The organism is Vibrio sp. B181a (assembly GCF_030248375.1).
In the GTDB taxonomy this organism is placed as follows: Bacteria; Pseudomonadota; Gammaproteobacteria; order Enterobacterales; family Vibrionaceae; genus Vibrio; species Vibrio campbellii.
Window position 1 is genome coordinate 156,879 of the sequence record NZ_JAHGAD010000015.1, and the last position, 20,634, is coordinate 177,512.

17 protein-coding genes and 1 pseudogene are annotated in these 20,634 nt (G+C 45.5%); 12 read left to right on the plus strand and 6 right to left on the minus strand.

Features of this window, described 5'->3' with window-relative positions:
• The first annotated feature begins 100 nt into the window (after positions 1 to 100).
• The 8 genes and pseudogenes from priA to rraA all read left to right on the plus strand — a co-directional run bounded on the left by priA (position 101) and on the right by rraA (position 9,613).
• On the plus strand, positions 101 to 2,302 hold the full coding sequence (gene priA, locus KIO97_RS07925; protein WP_122018740.1) for a primosomal protein N': 2,202 nt from the start codon (positions 101 to 103) through the stop codon (positions 2,300 to 2,302).
• 203 nt (positions 2,303 to 2,505) lie between these two features.
• Positions 2,506 to 3,516, plus strand: a pseudogene (cytR, locus tag KIO97_RS07930) (DNA-binding transcriptional regulator CytR); the annotation flags it as partial.
• A 168-nt stretch (positions 3,517 to 3,684) separates the two neighbouring features.
• Positions 3,685 to 4,236: an SPOR domain-containing protein gene (locus KIO97_RS07935; protein WP_005429952.1), complete on the plus strand. Its 552-nt coding sequence runs from the start codon at positions 3,685 to 3,687 to the stop codon at positions 4,234 to 4,236.
• 115 nt (positions 4,237 to 4,351) lie between these two features.
• Complete coding sequence (gene hslV, locus KIO97_RS07940; protein ID WP_005435051.1) at positions 4,352 to 4,903, plus strand: ATP-dependent protease subunit HslV; 552 nt, start codon at positions 4,352 to 4,354, stop codon at positions 4,901 to 4,903.
• Between the two features lie 29 nt (positions 4,904 to 4,932).
• Positions 4,933 to 6,264: an HslU--HslV peptidase ATPase subunit gene (gene hslU, locus KIO97_RS07945; RefSeq protein ID WP_050909802.1), complete on the plus strand. Its 1,332-nt coding sequence runs from the start codon at positions 4,933 to 4,935 to the stop codon at positions 6,262 to 6,264.
• Positions 6,265 to 6,557: 293 nt separating this feature from the next.
• Positions 6,558 to 7,598: an IS110 family transposase gene (locus tag KIO97_RS07950; protein ID WP_285381789.1), complete on the plus strand. Its 1,041-nt coding sequence runs from the start codon at positions 6,558 to 6,560 to the stop codon at positions 7,596 to 7,598.
• Between the two features lie 500 nt (positions 7,599 to 8,098).
• Positions 8,099 to 9,016, plus strand: coding sequence for a 1,4-dihydroxy-2-naphthoate polyprenyltransferase (locus KIO97_RS07955; protein WP_010646387.1), 918 nt, complete (start codon positions 8,099 to 8,101; stop codon positions 9,014 to 9,016).
• A gap of 75 nt (positions 9,017 to 9,091) precedes the next feature.
• A complete protein-coding gene (gene rraA / locus KIO97_RS07960; RefSeq protein WP_045456248.1) occupies positions 9,092 to 9,613 on the plus strand; it encodes a ribonuclease E activity regulator RraA in 522 nt (173 codons plus the stop codon).
• 107 nt (positions 9,614 to 9,720) lie between these two features.
• Here rraA and zapB read toward each other — a convergent pair whose 3' ends face one another.
• On the minus strand, positions 9,721 to 9,963 hold the full coding sequence (gene zapB / locus KIO97_RS07965) for a cell division protein ZapB (protein WP_005428165.1): 243 nt from the start codon (positions 9,961 to 9,963) through the stop codon (positions 9,721 to 9,723).
• 347 nt (positions 9,964 to 10,310) lie between these two features.
• Between zapB and glpX the strand changes: the two genes are divergently transcribed.
• The 3 genes from glpX (at position 10,311) to KIO97_RS07980 (ending at position 12,594) form a co-directional block, all read left to right on the plus strand.
• Positions 10,311 to 11,318 (plus strand): class II fructose-bisphosphatase, encoded by a 1,008-nt coding sequence (glpX, locus tag KIO97_RS07970; RefSeq protein WP_012126871.1) that lies wholly within the window; start codon positions 10,311 to 10,313, stop codon positions 11,316 to 11,318.
• A gap of 178 nt (positions 11,319 to 11,496) precedes the next feature.
• On the plus strand, positions 11,497 to 12,111 hold the full coding sequence (locus KIO97_RS07975; RefSeq protein WP_285381794.1) for a metalloregulator ArsR/SmtB family transcription factor: 615 nt from the start codon (positions 11,497 to 11,499) through the stop codon (positions 12,109 to 12,111).
• A gap of 120 nt (positions 12,112 to 12,231) precedes the next feature.
• Complete coding sequence (locus KIO97_RS07980) at positions 12,232 to 12,594, plus strand: DUF3135 domain-containing protein (protein ID WP_285381796.1); 363 nt, start codon at positions 12,232 to 12,234, stop codon at positions 12,592 to 12,594.
• Between the two features lie 58 nt (positions 12,595 to 12,652).
• On the opposite strand, the gene KIO97_RS07985 is transcribed toward KIO97_RS07980, so the two are convergent.
• Together KIO97_RS07985 and KIO97_RS07990 are read right to left on the minus strand one after the other, a co-directional pair.
• Complete coding sequence (locus KIO97_RS07985; RefSeq protein ID WP_005442827.1) at positions 12,653 to 13,075, minus strand: DUF805 domain-containing protein; 423 nt, start codon at positions 13,073 to 13,075, stop codon at positions 12,653 to 12,655.
• Between the two features lie 63 nt (positions 13,076 to 13,138).
• A complete protein-coding gene (locus KIO97_RS07990; protein ID WP_010646376.1) occupies positions 13,139 to 13,486 on the minus strand; it encodes a 5-carboxymethyl-2-hydroxymuconate Delta-isomerase in 348 nt (115 codons plus the stop codon).
• A gap of 271 nt (positions 13,487 to 13,757) precedes the next feature.
• Between KIO97_RS07990 and tpiA the strand changes: the two genes are divergently transcribed.
• On the plus strand, positions 13,758 to 14,528 hold the full coding sequence (tpiA, locus tag KIO97_RS07995) for a triose-phosphate isomerase (protein WP_005428123.1): 771 nt from the start codon (positions 13,758 to 13,760) through the stop codon (positions 14,526 to 14,528).
• 216 nt (positions 14,529 to 14,744) lie between these two features.
• Here tpiA and KIO97_RS08000 read toward each other — a convergent pair whose 3' ends face one another.
• From KIO97_RS08000 to KIO97_RS08010, 3 genes are all read right to left on the minus strand, one after another.
• Entirely contained in the window at positions 14,745 to 15,911 is a 1,167-nt protein-coding gene (locus tag KIO97_RS08000) for a nucleotide sugar dehydrogenase (RefSeq protein ID WP_167425845.1), read from the minus strand.
• A 215-nt stretch (positions 15,912 to 16,126) separates the two neighbouring features.
• On the minus strand, positions 16,127 to 18,226 hold the full coding sequence (locus tag KIO97_RS08005) for a YjbH domain-containing protein (protein ID WP_285381800.1): 2,100 nt from the start codon (positions 18,224 to 18,226) through the stop codon (positions 16,127 to 16,129).
• Positions 18,227 to 18,392: 166 nt separating this feature from the next.
• Positions 18,393 to 20,381 (minus strand): nucleoside-diphosphate sugar epimerase/dehydratase, encoded by a 1,989-nt coding sequence (locus KIO97_RS08010; protein ID WP_285381802.1) that lies wholly within the window; start codon positions 20,379 to 20,381, stop codon positions 18,393 to 18,395.
• Positions 20,382 to 20,634 lie beyond the last annotated feature (253 nt).

A 20,634-nucleotide genomic window follows, 5' to 3' on the forward strand; every position in this document is an offset into this window, starting at 1 on the left:
CTGAAGAGAATCAAGTTACCCAAAATGCAGATCGCTCGAATTTCTTAACGCGTTTTAATAGACTATAGCCCTCTTCCCTCTTTTATATAGTAAAGATTCTATGCGTCCATCCATCGCCCGAGTAGCACTGCCAGTCCCGCTCGACAAACAGTTTGACTATGTCATACCTAGTCACCTTTTCCCTGTGATTGGCGGACGCGTTTCTGTGCCTTTTGGTCGGCAGACTTTGGTTGGCATCGTGACCGCCATGGTAAATCATTCAGACTTTCCTAAAGCGCAACTGAAAGCGATTAAAGCGGTATTAGATGCCCAACCAGTTTGGCCAGAAAAACTCTATTCTTTACTGACTTGGTGCAGCCAGTTTTACCAATATCCACTTGGTGACACACTTCATAATGCAATGCCTGCTGCCCTGCGTAAGGGAAAACCTGCCGATTTCGCGACATTACAAGAGTGGCAAATCACTGCGTCGGGTAAAGATAAGCTGATGCAAGGCTTAGGGCGTGCAGTCAAGCAACAGCGTGCTTTGCAGATGCTGGTCAATGGTTCAGTGCCACACCAAGAGTTCATCGACCAAGAAATTGGCTCTACCGTACTTAAGTCTTTGGAAGAGAAAGGCTGGGTCGAACGCATAGAGAAAAAGCCGACGATCACTAAGTGGGGCCAACAAGTTGAGTTCGATGTTGAAAAACCAAAGCTCAACCACGAACAAGCTCTGGCGATTGCTAGCGTAAACAGCCAAACTGGCTTTGCCTGCTATTTATTAGAGGGCGTTACAGGTTCCGGCAAAACCGAAGTTTACCTTAACCTCATTAAGCCAGTACTTGAACAAGGTAAGCAAGCTTTGGTGCTCGTCCCTGAGATAGGTCTGACGCCCCAAACCATTAACCGCTTCAAGCGTCGCTTTAATGTGCCTGTGGATGTCATACACTCTGGGTTAAATGATACCGAGCGACTCAACGCTTGGCTTTCTGCCCGAGACAAAGCCGCAGGCATCATTATTGGTACGCGCTCTGCCCTACTGACGCCTTTTGCTGATCTTGGCATTATCATTGTCGATGAAGAACACGACTCGTCTTATAAACAACAAGATAGCCTACGCTACCATGCTCGTGATGTTGCGGTGATGCGTGCACATAAAGAGCAAGTGCCTATTGTCCTCGGCTCTGCCACGCCAGCCTTAGAAACACTGCACAATGCACTAACGGGCAAGTACCACCATTTAACTCTGACACAACGCGCCGGTTCTGCCGTTCCGACCACTAACAAGGTACTAGATGTTAAAGGCCTCTATCTAGACAGTGGCTTATCCGCGCCATTGATCGCTGAAATGCGCAAACATCTAAAAGCGGGCAACCAAGTGATGCTGTTCTTAAACCGTCGCGGCTTCTCACCGGCGTTAATGTGCCATGAATGTGGCTGGATTGCGGAATGTAAACGCTGTGATGCTTACTACACCTTCCACCAATACAGCAATGAGATTCGCTGTCACCATTGTGGCTCACAGCAGCCTGTCATTAATCAATGCCAAGGTTGTGGTTCGACTCAGTTGGTCACTGTGGGTGTGGGTACCGAACAGCTTGAGTTGCAACTGGCCGAGCTCTTCCCAGAATACAAAGCCATTCGCATTGATAGAGACAGCACGCGCCGTAAAGGCAGTTTAGAAGATGCGCTCGAATCGATTCGTAAAGGCGAATACCAAATTCTGATTGGCACACAGATGTTAGCAAAAGGCCACCACTTCCCAAATGTGACGCTTGTTGCGCTACTCGATGTTGATGGCTCCCTCTACAGTAGTGACTTCCGCGCCTCCGAGAGACTGGCTCAACTGTTTATTCAGGTAGCAGGTCGCGCAGGTCGCGCAAGCAAACCCGGTGAAGTGATATTGCAAACTCACCACCCAGAACACAGTTTACTGCAAGCTCTACTGCAGAAAGACTATCGCCACTTCGCTATGACCGCATTGGAAGAGCGTAAACTCGCCCAACTGCCACCGTATAGCTTCTTGACCTTATTTAAAGCAGAAGCCAACCAAAGCGAAGTGGTCGAAGACTTTTTACGTCAGGTGCGTTTTACCCTTGAATCGCACCCATTGTTCGATGATAGCTGCATGGTGTTGGGGCCGACACCATCACCACTGGCTAAGCGCGCTGGTAAGTATCGATGGCAGTTATTATTGCAGACTCAGCATCGCTCATTGATGCAAAAGTTATTAACCAGTGCGAAACCTGCTATTGAGTTGTTGCCAAATGCCAAGAAAGTTCGCTGGAATTTAGACATAGAGCCACAGGATCTCAGCTAGCAAACGTTTAACCATGTAATGAATTGCCTTTTAATGTGATGAGATTCACATTAGGATTGCAATTTTTGTTAAACAGACCGTAACTTTCCCTTTAGAAATGAATAGACTATTCAAATTAGTAAAGTCTAAAGTGGATCAGTCACATAGGCTTCAATTAGAACAATGACAAACGTCACCTTGGCGAATATTTTAAGAGGGTAAAAACTATGGCGACAATGAAGGATGTTGCCCAGCTTGCAGGGGTATCTACTGCGACGGTATCAAGAGCATTAATGAATCCAGAAAAAGTCTCTTCTTCAACAAGAAAGAGAGTGGAAGATGCCGTACTAGAAGCTGGTTATTCACCAAATTCATTAGCTCGTAACTTACGCAGAAATGAATCAAAAACCATTGTCACCATCGTACCGGACATTTGCGACCCGTACTTCTCAGAGATCATTCGTGGTATTGAAGATGCAGCAATGGAACACGGCTATCTTGTTCTATTGGGCGACAGCGGTCAGCAGAAAAAGCGTGAAAGCTCGTTTGTTAACTTAGTCTTTACTAAACAAGCAGATGGTATGCTTTTGCTTGGTACTGATCTGCCGTTTGATGTCAGCAAGCCTGAGCAGAAAAATCTGCCACCTATGGTGATGGCGTGTGAATTTGCTCCAGAGTTGGAACTGCCAACCGTTCATATCGATAACCTAACCTCAGCATTCGAAGCCGTGAACTACCTTACTCAGTTAGGTCATAAGCGTATTGCTCAGATCTCTGGCCCAGACTCTGCTGCTCTGTGTCAGTTCCGCCACCAAGGTTACCAACAAGCTCTACGTCGTGCGGGTATTAATAAAGAGGAGCAATACACCGTTATTGCCGACTTCTCTTTTGACGGCGGAGTACAAGCCGTGCGTAAACTGCTTGAGCTTCCAGAGCCACCGACCGCTCTATTCTGTCACTGTGACACCATGGCAATTGGTGCTATTCAAGAAGCGAAGCGCCTAGGTTTGCGTATTCCTCAAGACCTGTCCGTTGTCGGCTTTGATGACATTCAGTTCGCTCAATATTGCGATCCACCGCTAACCACCATCTCTCAACCTCGTTATGAGATCGGTCGCCAAGCGATGTTGATGATGCTTGAGTTGCTTAAAGGTCACGACGTGCATTCTGGTTCTCGCCTACTCGAGACCAAACTTGTTGTGCGTGGCAGTGCAGCGCCACCGCCACTTCGATAAGAAAACTCTTCCATAGCAACAACCGTTTGATTCTAAGCGACGCATTTAGCGTCGCTTTTTAATGTCTACTTTCCTGCACGTAGCTAACAAGATTATCTAATTAGGGTGTTTTCTCGTCGCATTCTGGATTAACATATTTGCCAGAATCCTTGATGACCAGAAGTAACCGTGGCAAATAGAGATTATGTAAGACGCGGACGCGGCGCTCCGAAGAAGTCGACAAAAAAACAACCTTCAAGAAAAAAACCTTGGCGTAGTGGTCTACTAGCAATATTGCTCGTGGGCGGTTTCGGCTATGGTTTGTATTTATTGAGCTCAGATCCAGAACCTGAACAAACCGTTGTGGCGGAAAAGCCTGTAACGAATACCACCAGCAAACCAAAGCCGAAGAAAGACATTCCACCTCCACCAGAAGAAAAGTGGGAATACGTGGAATCTCTACCACAGCGTGAAGTAGAAGTCGTCGCTAAAGAAATTCAGGTATCCAAAGTACCTTATGTGATGCAGTGTGGTGCTTACAAAAACCAAAGTCAGGCAGAAGAGCGTAAGCTCGCCATTGCCTTCCAAGGTATGAGCAGCCGTGTGATTAAAAAAGAAGGCAGCTCTTGGTATCGCGTAGTACTTGGTCCATACAAGTTCAAACGTGAGGCAGAGAAAGATCGCCACAAGTTGCAACGCGCCAAGATTGAGCCGTGTGCAATTTGGAAAGAGAATCTTTAAACACAGGCCCTAGGAGCTAAGATCCTAGGGCCTTTCTTTTCGCCCCCTTGAATCCCCCACTCACTTGCCCCATATACTTAATTAAATCCAAAGAGAAATAATTAAGAGGTCGACTGTGACTACCATTGTATCTGTACGTCGAAACAATAAAGTCGTCATCGCGGGTGATGGCCAAGTGTCGCTAGGTAATACCGTAATGAAAGGCAACGCACGTAAAGTTCGCCGCCTATACAACAACCAAGTACTTGCCGGTTTTGCTGGCGGTACCGCGGATGCCTTCACCCTATTCGAGCGCTTCGAAAGCAAACTTCAAATGCACCAAGGCCACCTAACTAAGGCGGCTGTAGAGCTAGCAAAAGACTGGCGTAGCGACCGTGCACTTCGCAAACTAGAAGCCCTACTGGCCGTAGCGGATGAAACTGCTTCCCTAATCATCACTGGTAACGGTGATGTGGTTCAGCCAGAAAACGATCTGATCGCTATTGGCTCGGGCGGCGCATACGCACAAGCAGCCGCAACTGCACTATTAGAAAACACAGACCTAGACGCACGCGAAATCGCAGAGAAAGCACTGAACATTGCTGGCGATATCTGTGTATTCACCAACCATCACCACACTGTAGAAGAACTAGAATCTACTGTAGAGCTTCCTAAGCCAACGGCTTAAGCGTAATCGTAACGAAGTAAGGAAAGAATATGTCTGAAATGACTCCTCGCGAAATCGTTCATGAACTGAACCGCCACATTATTGGTCAAGACAAAGCAAAACGTTCGGTTGCGATTGCACTGCGTAACCGCTGGCGTCGCATGCAGCTTGAAGAAAGCTTGCGTGTAGAAGTAACACCAAAGAACATTCTAATGATTGGTCCTACTGGTGTAGGTAAAACTGAGATCGCTCGTCGTCTTGCGAAACTGGCAAACGCACCATTCATCAAAGTAGAAGCAACCAAATTCACTGAAGTGGGTTATGTAGGTAAAGAAGTGGAAACCATTATCCGCGATCTCACCGACGTGGCCGTGAAGATGACCCACCAGCAAGCGATGGAAAAAGTAAAATTCCGCGCAGAAGAGCAAGCAGAAGAACGTGTACTAGACGCGCTACTGCCACCAGCTCGTGATGCTTGGGGCCAATCTGAGCAAAAAGAAGATACATCGAACACGCGTCAAATCTTCCGTAAGAAACTGCGTGAAGGCCAGCTAGACGACAAAGAAATCGAAATCGATGTAGCTACACCGCAAATGGGTGTGGAGATCATGGCGCCTCCTGGTATGGAAGAAATGACTAACCAGCTACAGGGCATGTTCCAAAACCTAGCGGGTGACACCAAGAAGAAACGCAAGCTGAAAATCAAAGACGCAATGAAAGCATTAGCGGAAGAAGAAGCGGCGAAACTGGTGAACCAAGAAGAGCTGAAAGAATCTGCAATCTTCAACGTAGAAAACAACGGCATCGTATTCATCGATGAAATCGACAAGATTTGTAAGCGCGGTGAAAGCTCTGGCCCTGACGTTTCTCGTGAAGGTGTTCAGCGTGACCTACTACCACTAATCGAAGGTAGCACGGTATCAACGAAGCACGGCATGGTAAAAACAGATCACATCTTGTTTGTGGCGTCTGGTGCATTCCAAGTAGCGAAGCCTTCTGACCTGATCCCAGAACTGCAAGGTCGTCTACCAATCCGCGTAGAACTTGAAGCGCTGACCAGCAACGATTTCAAACGTATCCTAACAGAGCCTAAAGCGTCTCTAACTGAGCAATACATTGCGCTGATGAAAACAGAAAGCGTAGATGTAGAATTCACTGAAGACGGTATCACTCAGATCGCAGAAGCGGCATGGACGGTGAACGAAACCACTGAGAACATCGGTGCTCGTCGTCTACACACTGTGATGGAGCGTTTGATGGATGAGATTTCTTACGACGCGACTGAAAAAGCCGGTGAGAAGTTCGTCATTAACGCGGCATACGTGAAAGACCGCCTAGGCGATACGATTGAAGATGAAGATCTAAGCCGCTTTATTCTTTAATAACGCTCTCTAGAGTCCAAAGCCCAGAACGATGCTTCTGGGCTTTTTCATTCCGCATGGCAGTTACCTTAGCAAGCTCTAAACAAAAAGAGTTCGTCATCCTAGCGAGCCCAAGCGAGACTAAGGATCTAATAACAACGCACTCCAACTCTTCGTCTTTCACTTCAACCCAGAGCACAAACGGACAGTAGATTCTGAATCACCTCGTTCCTCGTTGTTCGATGTATGGACTCCCCCCTCCAAGGAGGAGCTAAAATTTTAGTGCAAACAGAAATTTTAATCGGGAGCCATACATGAAAAAGTCTACTACTATCGCCATTGATTTAGCAAAAAACTCATTTCAAATTTGTAAGCTAGTTAGAGATCAAGTTGCCTCTGAAAAAACCTTAAATAACCAAAAATTGAAGTCATGGTTACAAAAACAACCCTCTTCTCATGTAGTAATGGAAGCTTGTGGTTCTGCGCATCATTGGGGACGTTTTTGCCAAAGCTTAGGCCATGATGTCAGTATTATTGCCCCAAAAAACGTAACTCCTTTTAGAGCAAACCAAAAGACTGATAAAAATGATGCTCTTGCCATCGCAATTGCAGCACGCCAACCTAATGTTCATTCTGTTGGAGTGAAAACTATCGATGCTCAAGCGCTTCAATCGATTGAACGCGTTCGGCAACATCTCAATGACCTCATAGTGGCTACCAGTAACATGGTGCGAGGTCTGATTTTAGAGTTTGGTATCGCTATCCCAAAGGGAGTTAGCGCCTTTAACAAAACCATCCCGCAAATTCTAGAAAATGGCGATAGTGAACTTCCTGATATATTGCGCCCTTATTTACACCATATGTATAACTTGCACCAAGGGCTTTCAGAACAAAAAGTTCAGATTGAAAAAGAATTGAGTTGCTACATCAACCGGCATTCAGAGTGTAAAAAACTACTTGAACTTGAAGGGATTGGCCCTATCAATGCTCTCGGCCTCTATTTGGCACTAGGACACACTGGTAGAAATTTCAAAAACGGCCGAGAAGCCTCTGCTTGTATTGGTTTAACACCAAAGCAGTACAGTACTGGAGGTGTCACGACTATGCTTGGTATTAGTAAGAAAGTAGCAAACAAAAGGCTGCGTGCAAATCTCATCCAAGGTGCACTATCCGTTGTCCGATTGCTTCAGTATCGAGAGCCTAAAAATGGTAAGGAGACTTGGCTAAAAGCCTTGATAGTTAGAGCTGGCCTAAGAAGAGCAGCTGTCGCGTTAGCGAATAAAAGCATACGCACAGCATGGTCTATGCTGAAACATGACACTCAGTACTCTACTTCATTTAAACATGCTGCCTAGCAGCTAAATCTATACTTGCGAAATTTAGTTACTACCAATAATAAAGAGCGAAAGACAGGTAAGACCGACCTTAAAGAGCCAGCTCATTCTGAAGACATCCAATATCGACTGTTCGGTGTGGCATTAAGGTGCGAATGCATAAAGGGGCAGAGTTCGCTACTCACAAAGAGCCCGAATATACGCACGCATCCTATCTACCTTTCACTGTTTAAAAATCGGTTGTAATTAATTGGGAGTCCATATACAGAATGACAATTACCTTAGCAAGCTCTAAACAAAAAGAGTTCGTCATCCTAGCGAGCTCCAGCGAGACTAAGGATCTAATAACAACGTGCGCCGTACCCTTCCCTTTCCCAAAAGGCGCCATTTATTACCTCAAATATGGAAACTGTGTTCCTTCTCCGTAAGCCTTTGACTCTTAATTGAGTTGTTTCAGGTCAATAGCGTAACGGGCGCTTTGTGCTTATACTGGGCACATTGGTTACTAGCACGAAATATCCATGAAACAATCATTGCAGATCTGGCTTGAAGCCGCTCGCCCAAAAACATTACCCCTCGCACTGGTGTCTATTTTGACCGGTAGCGTACTCGCCTACTCTGCGGGTCACTTCTCGCTGACTATCGCTGTAATGGCCTTCGTCACCGCAACGCTACTGCAAATATTGTCGAACCTTGCGAACGACTACGGCGACGCAGTGCAAGGCACGGACAACGACAACCGTTTAGGCCCTCAGCGTGCGATGCAGTCTGGCGCGGTAACTGCGGATCAAATGAAGAAAGCGATCATCTTCAACATCATCCTGACCGCCATTGCTGGTTTAACCTTAGTGTTTTACGCACTGAGCTCTTTTGAAAGCATCATTACCTTTATCGGTCTGGGCATTCTTGCCATTATCGCGGCGATTGCTTATACCATGGGCAGCAAGCCTTACGGTTATGTTGGCTTAGGTGACCTGTCTGTATTTATCTTCTTTGGCCTACTTGGTGTATCTGGCACTTACTTCCTACACACAGGTCATGTAGATGCGACACTATTCCTACCAGCACTAGGTTGTGGTTTGTTGGCAGTAGCTGTACTGAACATCAACAACATGCGCGATATCGAGAACGATAGCGAATGTGGTAAACGCACCATGGCGGTTCGACTTGGCCAACGCAAAGCGAAACAATACCACTTCATCTTACTTGGTGGCGCACTACTGGCTTTTGCTGTTTATCTGCTGATTCAAGACAAACCGGTATGGATCAGCTTGCCATTCCTGATCAGCATTTTCGTGGTGGCGAACCATGGTAAAGCGGTCTGGAATACCGAGAAACCTGCGCAAATCGCTCCAATGATGCCCGTAGTTGTGAAGTGCTCGCTTGTTACCAATGTTTTATTTGCAACAATTGTGGTAGCTCAAACTCTAATGAGTTAAAAAAGGATTGTCATTGCATTGACTTAATGCCTAGATATACTCAAAGACAACAGTTTCTGTTTAGAAAGGTACGCTATGGAATACAATACCTCAGCACTCTGTGATATCTACCTTGATCAGGTAGACGTGGTTGAACCGATGTTCAGTAACTTTGGCGGACGAGCTTCGTTTGCCGGGCAAGTGACAACGATTAAGTGTTTTGAAGACAACGCACTGATCCGCGAAACGTTAGAACAAGATGGTATCGGACGGGTATTGTTGATTGATGGTGGTGGTTCCCTACGCAGGGCCTTAATCGATGCAGAAATCGCGACGCTTGCAGAAGAAAACGAATGGGAAGGCATCGTCGTTTACGGTTGTGTCCGCGAAGTGGACGAGCTGGAAGACATGAACCTAGGCATTCAAGCACTCGCGTCTATCCCTGTTGGGGCAGCAAACCAAGGTATCGGTGAAATCGACGTACCAGTGAACTTCGGTGGCGTTAGCTTCCTACCTGAAGATTACATCTACGCAGACAGCACCGGCATCATTCTTTCTCCTGAGCCTCTAAATGTAGATTTAGAGCTCGATGAAGAAGACGAAGGTGAGGAAGGTTAAACTAACCTCACTCCTTTATTAGCAACGAGCCAGTCGCTAAAAACCCATCGCCAAATACGCAAACACCCGCCGAAGCGGGTGTTTTTGATTCTGGATACTTAAGTGGATTATTCCACTTCGTCCATCTTGCCAAGTAGTGCACGAATGCGCTCTTGCCACTGTGCGTGTTCTTGTTGAGCTTGCTGAGATTTTTGCTCTAGCTCTTCTCGCTGAGAACGAAGCTCGTTTGCTTCTGTTTCAAGCTTCACTTTATCTTCTTTCAGCTCTTCGACTTCCATCTGAAGAAGAGTGATTGTGTCAACTGCAGTTTGAATTTTCGATTCTAGTTGTTCTAGTACTTCAAAAGACATCTTGGCCTACCTATTGTTATTCCGTTGGGACGATGCGCGAGCATTCGCTTGCACCTTACCTATGAGGTTCATTCTACTCAGCGTAGCGACGAGAAACACTTACTATATTCGATATTTTGCATCATTCGGTTAAAAAATCGGCGCAATCTCACTAAACGCTGACTTTTCTTATCATCGAAGCATTTTTGCGCAATGCATTTTCCCATCACTACCCCATAAACTCACCCAAGTATTGATCAAATTCAACTTAGTTAAAGTAAAAGCTCAGCAAAAAGGCAAACGTTTAACTGACGATGTGATAAAATCGCCGCGCAAATTATTCTTCCCTCTTGTTACTTGGAGACATCATGAAACGCGATTTAGCAATGGCATTTTCCCGTGTTACTGAAGGTGCCGCTTTGGCTGGTTACAAATGGCTTGGCCGTGGCGACAAAAACGCAGCGGACGGTGCAGCAGTTGAAGTGATGCGCACCCTGCTGAACAAAACAGACATCAGTGGTGAAATCGTTATTGGTGAAGGTGAAATCGATGATGCACCAATGCTATACATCGGTGAGCAAGTGGGTATTGGTGGCGACGAAGTCGATATCGCAGTAGACCCAATCGAAGGCACACGCATGACCGCAATGGGCCAATCTAACGCCCTAGCAGTATTGGCAGCGGGTGAGAAAGGCAGCTTCCTGAAAGCGCCTGACATGTACATGGAAAAACTGGTTGTTGGCCCCGGTGCAAAAGGCGTTATCGACCTAGGTAAACCACTAAAAGAAAACCTAGAAAACGTAGCGAAAGCGCTGAACAAGCCTCTTGATACGCTTGTTGTGATTACGCTTGCTAAGCCACGTCACGATGAAGTGATCGCAGAGATGCAAGCGATGGGCGTTCGTGTGTTCGCAGTGCCAGACGGTGACGTAGCCGCTTCAATCCTAACTTGTATGCCAGATAGCGAAGTAGACATGATGTACTGCATCGGCGGCGCACCAGAAGGCGTAGTATCTGCAGCAGTAATTCGCGCACTAGACGGTGACATGCATGGTCGTCTTCTTCCTCGTCATGAAGTAAAAGGCGATACGGAAGAAAACCGCATCTATGGCTCAGCTGAACTACAACGCTGTGAAGAGATGGGTGTAAAAGCGAATGTTGTATTGAAGATGGAAGACATGGCGCGCAGCGACAACGTAGTCTTCTCTGCAACGGGGATTACTAAAGGTGACCTGCTAGAGGGCATCTCTCGCCAAGGCAATATCGCAACAACAGAAACTCTATTGATTCGTGGCCGTTGTCGTACAATCCGCCGCATCAAGTCTACGCACTACCTAGAGCGTAAAGATCCAGAAGTACGCGATATTATTCTTTAAACAGATACAAAGTTCCTAGGGCCTGGGATCCTAGGCCCTAGGAACTTGCCTTTCTCCTAAGAACACTCTTTTTTCCTAGGACCTTTCTTTTACACCTTGTTCCCCCAAAATTAAGTCAACACTTTTCTTTACTAACCCTATCGCGCATAATATGTACTGACGTATAAATGGTGGGTATATGAAGACCGTAGATAGGATTTTGCAAATCGTTAAGCGTGATGGCTCTGTCACCGCGAAACAGCTCTCTTCTGAACTGGGTATGACAACCATGGGTGCGCGTCAGCACCTGCAAGGTTTGGAAGATGACGGCGTCCTGTCGATTCATGATGTAAAAGTCAAAGTTGGTCGCCCAACTCGCCATTGGTCCCTTACGCAAAAAGGTCATGAGCAATTTTCTGATCGCCACGGTGAACTGACCATTCAATTTATTGAGGCCGTAGAGCATATCTTCGGTAAAGATGGACTGGAGAAAGTCACGTCTGAACGCGAAAAACTCACCCTACAAAGCTACCAACAGCACCTTGAGCAGTGCGACTCGCTAGAGAGCAAGTTACAGACACTGGTTACCCTGCGTGAGCAAGAAGGCTACATGGCCGAACTGGAACAAGATGAGCATGGGTTTATTCTGATAGAAAACCACTGCCCTATCTGCAAAGCCGCGACTCGCTGCCCAAGCTTGTGCCAATCTGAGCTTAACGTCTTCCAATCGCTTCTCGGCAATGAAACCAAAATCGAACGCGCCGAGCACATCATCAGTGGTCAACGCCGCTGCGTGTACCGTATTCAAGCCTAATATCTCGACTCACTCCCACTTTGTTATGAACATGCACTCTTATTAGTGAGACGATGCTGTCATTCCTTCTATCTCCGTTTCTACATGGATTAAGCTTTTAGTAACTAGGAGCAACATCCAATGGATTTGGAGATAGTTATGGCAAGCACCCACAAGCCTCAAGTTTTGCCCTCATTCGATGAGATGGTAAAAATGGCAGAACGCGATCCCGAAGCCTTTGAACAGTTCCGTCATGATATGGCGAAAGAAATGATTGAAGGCGCCTCAGAACGGATGCAACCACGATTGTGGGCTCAGCAAAGCCACATAGATAGAGTCATCCACAACTGCAAAAATCCCAACCACACCAACGTTGTGTTGATGAATGAGCTACAAAAACAGGTCGTAAAATTCAGAGAGGCATTACAAGGGGAAACGGCACCAACTCAAAAAGCCGATGTGGTTGAGTTGAAGGCGTTTAAAGATAGAGATGATTTTTACTAAGGAATAGAAATAAGGCTCTAGAATCCTCGAACCTTATTTAAAGCCTAGAGAGCTATACTTACTTCGGCTCAGGGCCGTAGTTGTTTTGACCTGCTGTACCTTTCAAGAAACCACACTCCACCAGAATCCATAGGCCACAAATCAGAGAAATCGAAGCTATCATCATTTGCGGAGTTGATGGGTCTTGTGCTGCTGGATTCGTCATCGGCGTTGCAACTCGGCCAATGATCAACGGGATGTTCAACGCCAACCAGTAAATCGACTTATTACGGTCATGCCAACGCTTAGTGGTGATAGCTAAGTCTGGGATAAGAAGAATCAATAAGAAGATAGGCAGAAGAATATAAGAAAACGCAGGGAATAACTTACTGATGCCTGCACCGAAACCCAAGATCATGATGTAGTAGATGATATTCCACATCCAGTAAGTTTTACGGCCTATACGACCTTGGAAAGAAAACAATAGTTCTTTAATCGACATCGAAACACTCAACATATTGAAAGTGCGACAACTCCTTGGCCGCACTAAGTAAATCTAGTGTGTCTAATTTACCACCTTCTGAAAGCAATCAATATCCATATCTCGAACATTCACCGTCAAACTGCGTACGTGGCTCGCTTGTTCTTGTAGCACCGCCATCAGCGCTCTCGATAATTCCCGCTTCTGTTCTGGGCTTCTTCCTGTTAGCAAGTCAAAGTTGATATGAATAAAATCCACACTATCGCCCTCTTCCCCGACCAGCCAATTGTGGCAACGAAGTGCGCGTGATTTTACTGACGCCAGCTCAAACAAACCACTGTCTAAAGTCACTTTGTGTAAGTCTTCTAATAGGCCTTGAACATTCACACGCTCATCAACGGAGTTAGAATATTCTAAAACTAAGTTTGGCATTTTGATTCCTTTCTTATTACGGCTAACTTTTAGCCCGTAGTAATACCAATCTAAGGCGCATTTTCCGAGGAATGAACTATCATTCTGTCTACGCGATCACCAATCGATTGCTTTTGATAAAAATAACAGAACAAATGCAGCACCGACCAGATGAAGAAAGCCGAATAAGACATGACGCCAATCATGATCTGTTCACATTATTCTGTTATATTCCTACGTAGATTTTTTACATTAATAGACTATTTACATTAAAGATAAGGGAGATATTCCTATGCGTCGTCCTGTAGTGATGGGTAACTGGAAACTAAACGGTAGCAAAGCAATGGTAACTGAGCTACTAACAGGTATTAACGCTGAGCTTGAAGGCGTTGAAGGTGTAGACGTAGCAGTAGCTCCACCAGCTCTTTACATCGATCTAGCTGAGCGCGTAATCGCTGAAGGCGGTAACAAAGTTATCCTAGGTGCACAAAACACTGACCTAAACAACAGCGGTGCTTTCACTGGCGACATGTCTCCAGAAATGCTGAAAGACTTCGGTGCTTCTCACATCATCATCGGTCACTCAGAGCGTCGTGAATACCACAACGAATCTGACGAGTTCATCGCGAAGAAATTCAACTTCCTAAAAGAAAACGGTCTAACGCCTGTTTTCTGTATCGGTGAATCTGAAGCTCAAAACGAAGCTGGCGAAACTGAAGCAGTATGTGCACGTCAAATCAACGCAGTTATCGACACTTACGGTGTTGAAGCTCTAAACGGCGCAATCATTGCTTACGAACCAATCTGGGCTATCGGTACTGGTAAAGCAGCAACAGCTGAAGATGCACAACGCATCCACGCTTCTATCCGCGCACTAATCGCAGCGAAAGACGAAGCAGTTGCAGCACAAGTAATCATTCAATACGGCGGTTCTGTTAAGCCAGAAAACGCTGAAGCTTACTTCTCACAACCAGACATCGACGGTGCTCTAGTTGGCGGCGCTTCTCTAGACGCTAAGAGCTTCGTAGCAATCGCTAAAGCAGCGGCAGCAGCTAAAGCTTAATTTCGCTTTTACTAAGCAGAAATAACAAAGGGATGCATCACGCATCCCTTTTTGTTTGCTTACGATCTAGTGAGTTCTGTCATTCCAGGAGCCCAAGCGACATCAGGAATCTGCTCACGACAAGCACCTAACTCCAACCAGCAAATCAACACCATTCGCCAAGCACCCGATCAAAAAAGGCCCCTAAAAAGGAGCCCATTTACGAATCTCTATTGCTTAGTCGCTACCAAACAAGTCGCGAGTGTAAACCTTATCAACCACGTCTTCTAAGTCTTCGACCATGCGGTTCGACACAATGACATCAGAAACTTGTTTGAACTCTTCTAAGTCACGAACAACACGAGAGTTGAAGAACTCATCCTCTTGCAGCACCGGTTCGTAAACCACAACTTCAACACCTTTCGCTTTGATGCGCTTCATGATGCCTTGGATAGAAGAAGCGCGGAAGTTATCAGACCCCGCTTTCATGATAAGGCGGTAGATACCCACAACTTTAGGCTCACGCTTCAAAACTGATTCCGCGACAAAGTCTTTACGCGTACGGTTTGCTTCTACAATTGCACCAATGATGTCGTTCGGTACATCTTGGTAGTTCGCGCGTAGCTGCTTAGTATCTTTTGGCAAACAGTAACCACCGTAACCAAACGAAGGGTTGTTATAGTGATTACCAATACGAGGGTCTAAACCAACACCCTCAATGATCTGGCGAGAGTTAAGGCCATGCGCTTCCGCGTAAGAATCAAGCTCGTTAAAGTAAGCAACGCGCATGGCAAGATAGGTATTAGAGAACAGCTTTACTGCTTCTGCTTCCGTTGAGTCCGTGAAAAGAACTTCGATGTTTTCCTTCTCAGCGCCCTCAACTAGCAAATCAGCAAACACCTTAGCACGCTCACTTTGCTCACCAACGATGATGCGAGAAGGATAAAGGTTGTCATACAGCGCTTTACCTTCACGAAGAAACTCTGGAGAGAAGATGATGTTTTCACAGTTCATTTCCTCTTTGATGCGAGCAGTATAACCCACAGGTACCGTCGATTTGATGATCATCACCGCATTTTGGTTAATGCTCATCACATCTCTAATCACTGCCTCAACGGAAGACGTGTTGAAGTAGTTCGTTACTGGATCATAATCTGTCGGCGTTGCAATAACGACAAACTCTGCGTTTTCGTAAGCCAACACCTTATCTGTTGTCGCAACAAAATCCAGCGTCTTATTCGCTAGAAAGTCTTCTATTTCACGATCCACAATCGGTGATTGCTTGTTATTCAGCAATTCAACCTTTTCAGCAACAATATCTAGTGCAACAACTTGGTGGTTTTGAGCTAATAACATTGCGTTAGAAAGCCCTACATAACCTGTACCGGCAACCGCTATTTTCATTCTAATGCCCTGAGTTTTATTTCTAATAGTAGGATATCAATAGTTTCAGATTCAAGATAGCTTAATACTCTGCAATCTAATCTTATAGAATGACAGAAAACAAAAAAGCGGCTTTTCGGCCGCTTTTTACTATTTCAGAATAGATCGCTCGCTGAACTCAATCTCTCATTTACTGCCAGATCAACTTTCTAAGCGATAGTTAAGAGAGGGGGCGACTAATCAATTTGAGTCGTTAAGTAACGTAAGTAAGCATTGCGCATACGGATTTTGTTCTCTTCGAAATAATCACTACCGTAACGACCACGGTTAAAGTAACGACGTAGCATGTTGTTATCCATCACCAGTTCATCACCTTGTCCTGTGCTCAAATAGTTCACATCGTTACCAACTCGCGTCGAGACATTAAAGTCGTATGCTTCATTACCACGAACCTGAAGTAAGCCTGGAGACATATCACGCCAAGGTGTCAGAGGTAGTTTCACCGCTACAGTAACGAACTGCTCTTCATCGGTATCATTAAACTTCGTCACTTGGTAGCTCGCAGAAACTTCAATGTCCTCAAACCAATGTGAAGTCGTGAGCTTCGCGCCGACATCCCCTTTCCAAAACTCACCCGCGGTTGCATTAAACTGCCAATCCCATTCAGGCATACTAAAGGTATAACGAGTTAGGAACGTTTGGCGATCTAGGTTTGCATAACCATTTTTATCTTTATCATCCATGTGCTGGAAATAACTCATCTCTAGCCCAAGAGCATGAGCACCAGATGGAGAGAACCAAGCAGATTCACTACGAGCACCAACATAATCGGTTTTCACCAGACCTAACGACACTTGGTTAGCTACATCGACATATGGCAAGCGGAAAAATTGATGCACCATAGCACGGTCAATTTCGTTTTCGTAGGCGCTATCTTCAAAGTAACCGCCCTCTTCAAAATCGTCGCTTTCCGCTAATGGCAAGATATGGCGAATATCAACAGCAGCACCAGACCACAAGAAGGTATATAGGTTACTCGACATCGCGAGCGAGTAATCATAAACACCAAACTCAGTCGCAACACCATGGCGTACCATTGGCGATAACACCAATTGTGAATCTAACGTTCCACTGTTTACGCGCTCTGTTTTCCACTCCACCAACTCGAGCTTATCGGATAGATTCTTGGTACTGAATTGAATGTCATCACATGCTGCAGAACCCTTCACAAAACTCTTGTAACAAGTCGCATCCGTTTGCACACTCACCACTGGTTTTTGGTTGGCCAATAGCATTAACTCTACACGATCAGAGCTTAAGCCCATTTCTTGTGCGGAGTTCGGACCGAAGTGACTTGAAATGATCCCCATCGCCACACCCAAACCATCCATCTGGTTGTGATTGTAGCGGCGGTTCTCTAGAGCTACGACAACCGACTGGTTTAAGGTACCTATTTGAATATTCACAAAACCTTCGTTGCGCAGTGCACTTACCAAAGCAGAGATTGACGCATTATCCGCTTTGCTTTGCTCTAGAGAGAGCTTTTCCATTAGTGAAACATTGTTACGAGCATACTCACGAGAACGGGTGTAATCGGTGATGAGCGGGATAGACAATGCGGCATTCCACATATTCTGTTCATCCGTCTCATGGCCAGAGTAAATTTGGTAACTCAAAGAAGCCGTCATGTCATAAGGTAGCAGTTCTTTTGGCGTGAACACTTTCACTGATGAGTTAAACTCGACAGCATCGTATTCACCAGTGAGCTGAACAAAGTCAAATGGTTGGTATTCAATACCACCAAATGGGCCGTCCATCACACCTAACATAATGTCAGAGACACCATAACCTGCTGATACGCGAATTGGAGCAAAATCAAAAGAATAATCCGCAACGGCATACTGGGTACTGAATTGATTTGCTGCTCCCCCGAGATCTTGAACACCTACAGCAAAGTCTAAGCTATCGACACCCCAAAAGTTTGGTAACTGATATTTGAACGACATGGACAAATCACGAGTATCCCCACAATCGACGAAGCAATTCGAGTTATAGTCATCGGTTACAATTCTGCCATGGGCTTCCAACCCCTCAACAATCCCAAATGAAAACTTGAGTGAATCAAGATCTTGAATCTGGGTTTGAAAAGGCAGCCCCTGAGCATACGTGAAAGAGAAGTCCCCATATTCCAAAGACTGTGCGTTGGGTGTCAACGTCAGTCCCGTAAAACTCTGGTTAGACGGAAGCGTTTTTAAACCTTCTGCTGCAATAGGTGCGCTCATTAAAAGCGGTAGCGAGAGTACTGCAATCCGTTTTTTAGTTATTTTCTGTGCCATCAGTTTTGCCACTGTAAAAGTCATGAATACACAAAAAGGCACCGCTCTGGTGCCTTTTTACTTTTGTCATTTCGTTGCTGATGATATTTGGAATCGAGTCGTTCCCTATCAAGGTATCATCAACAAATGATTAATTTCCTTATTATTTATTATCACTACGAAAGCATCAAGTTTCACCTGCATTACTTTGCTTTGGCTCAAAGTTAAACAAGGTTGCTGTTCTGGAGGTTTGCTTCCAAACCAAATCTTCAATGCCATCTACAGGGTTGAAGCCCGTCGGAGCCTCTAGCAATAAACGACGAATCACCTCATGTTGGAAGTTGTGGCAAGCCACATCCAATTTATTAATTAGCGTTTCGTATTCCTTCATTGGTAAGAAGTCTTCCTGTGCCGTCATGATTCGGCTATGCGCGGTTTCAGAAACATTATCATCACCAATCAACAACTCTTCATACAGCTTCTCACCGGGTCTTAAGCCTGTGTACTTGATCTCAATGTCCCCTTCTGGATTGGCTTCATCTTTGACTTCCAAGCCCGATAGGTGGATTAAGTTCTTTGCCAAGTCGACAATTTTTACTGGCGAGCCCATATCAAGCACAAACACATCGCCACCTTTACCCATTGCTCCGGCTTGAATCACAAGCTGTGCGGCTTCTGGAATCGTCATAAAGTATCGAGTGATGTCTTTGTGAGTCACCGTGATTGGTTCACGTTTAGCAATTTGTTTTTTGAAAACCGGAACAACCGAACCTGATGACCCCAACACATTACCGAACCTCACCATACAAAAGCGGGTGCCTAGGTTTGGGTTATTCTCTCGAATGCGGTTTTGTTGCTCCGCCAGCGCTTGTAGACCTAACTCCGCCATCCGCTTGGTTGTGCCCATCACGTTAGTCGGACGAACCGCTTTATCAGTAGAGATTAAAACGAAATTTTTCACGCCTGCATCAATGGCAGCTAAAGCCGTATAGTAAGTACCAAATACGTTATTACGTACGCCTTCTACGACATTGTATTCAACAAGCGGAACATGTTTATACGCAGCAGCATGGTAAACCGTGTCGACTTCAAACGCCTTCATGGTGGTTTCGAGACGGTTTTGTCTTTGTACCGACCCAACTAGAGGGACAACCACAATGTTTAGCTTTTTGTCTTTAACGATTTGGCTCAGCTCAATATGTATTTGGTATAGAGCAAATTCAGATAACTCAAACAAGACCAGTGCTTTCGGGGAGTAATTTAGGATCTGTCGACAAAGCTCTGAGCCGATTGAACCACCAGCTCCAGTGACCATAACGGTTTGGTCTTTGATGTTTGATTCCATCAACACTTGCTGAGGTTGCACCGCATCACGACCTAACAAGTCACCAATTGGGACTTCTTTTAGTTCATCGATTTTAGATTTACCGGTTAAGATATCATGCATATCCGGTACGGTTTGGATCTCAACAGGCAACTTAGAAATGCTATCCAATACTTCTTTACGACGCTTGTTCGACGCACTTGGGATTGCTAGCAGAATCTTCTTAACATCGTATTTTTTGATCGCTTTTGGCGCTTTTCCTACCGTGTAAACAAAATGTCCCATTAAAGTGGTGTTGTAGAGCGTTTTGTCCTCATCAACAAAGCCAATTACGCGATGCGTCTCTGATTGGCGCAGCGCAAACGCCAGCTCACGCCCAGCACTGCCTGCACCATAAATCAGCACTGGTGTCCCCGCTTTATGCACGGATTGGGCGACCAAGCTTCTCACGACCAAGCGGCTGCAACCAACGCCAATAGCCAAAAAGGCCGCATAAATAAACGGAACAGAACGAGGTAGCTCAGCATGGAAAGCAAAAGCAAACGTTGCCGCGCACATCGCAGAAAGAATGGTGCCTAAGCCAACCACTGCCAACACATGAAAGCCTAAATAACGCAGTACCGCGCGATACAAGCCCAAAGCAGCAAAGATCGCTAGCGTAATCGCTATGGTGGAATAGAGCACATACTGACTTGCCGTATCTGGTAGGTGAGTAAACTCTCCAATTCTGGTCCAGTACGCCATTAAAAACGCACTGGAGATAATGAAAAAGTCTACTACTACACTAATGACACGTTTTTTATAGCGTGGTAACGACCAAATGACGTTTAATTTGGAATTGTGTTCAATCATGACGAAGAATAAGCCTCATTACCCCAGATTTATTAGTAAGAGTTGGTGGTAATGTTTTTTGTTGAATTTATACAGCCGCTGAACAAACATTATACAACTCAGTGAGTATTAATAGAACACTCAGGTGCATAATAATTAGCAACGTCGCGTTGAGTTTGCAACGCAATGCAACAAAGGAACTGTACTCCGTGTCCCTTCGCAAAATTACGGCGCACAGAAGGCGCCGCAAGGGTTAGTTCTAGGTTCTAGGTTC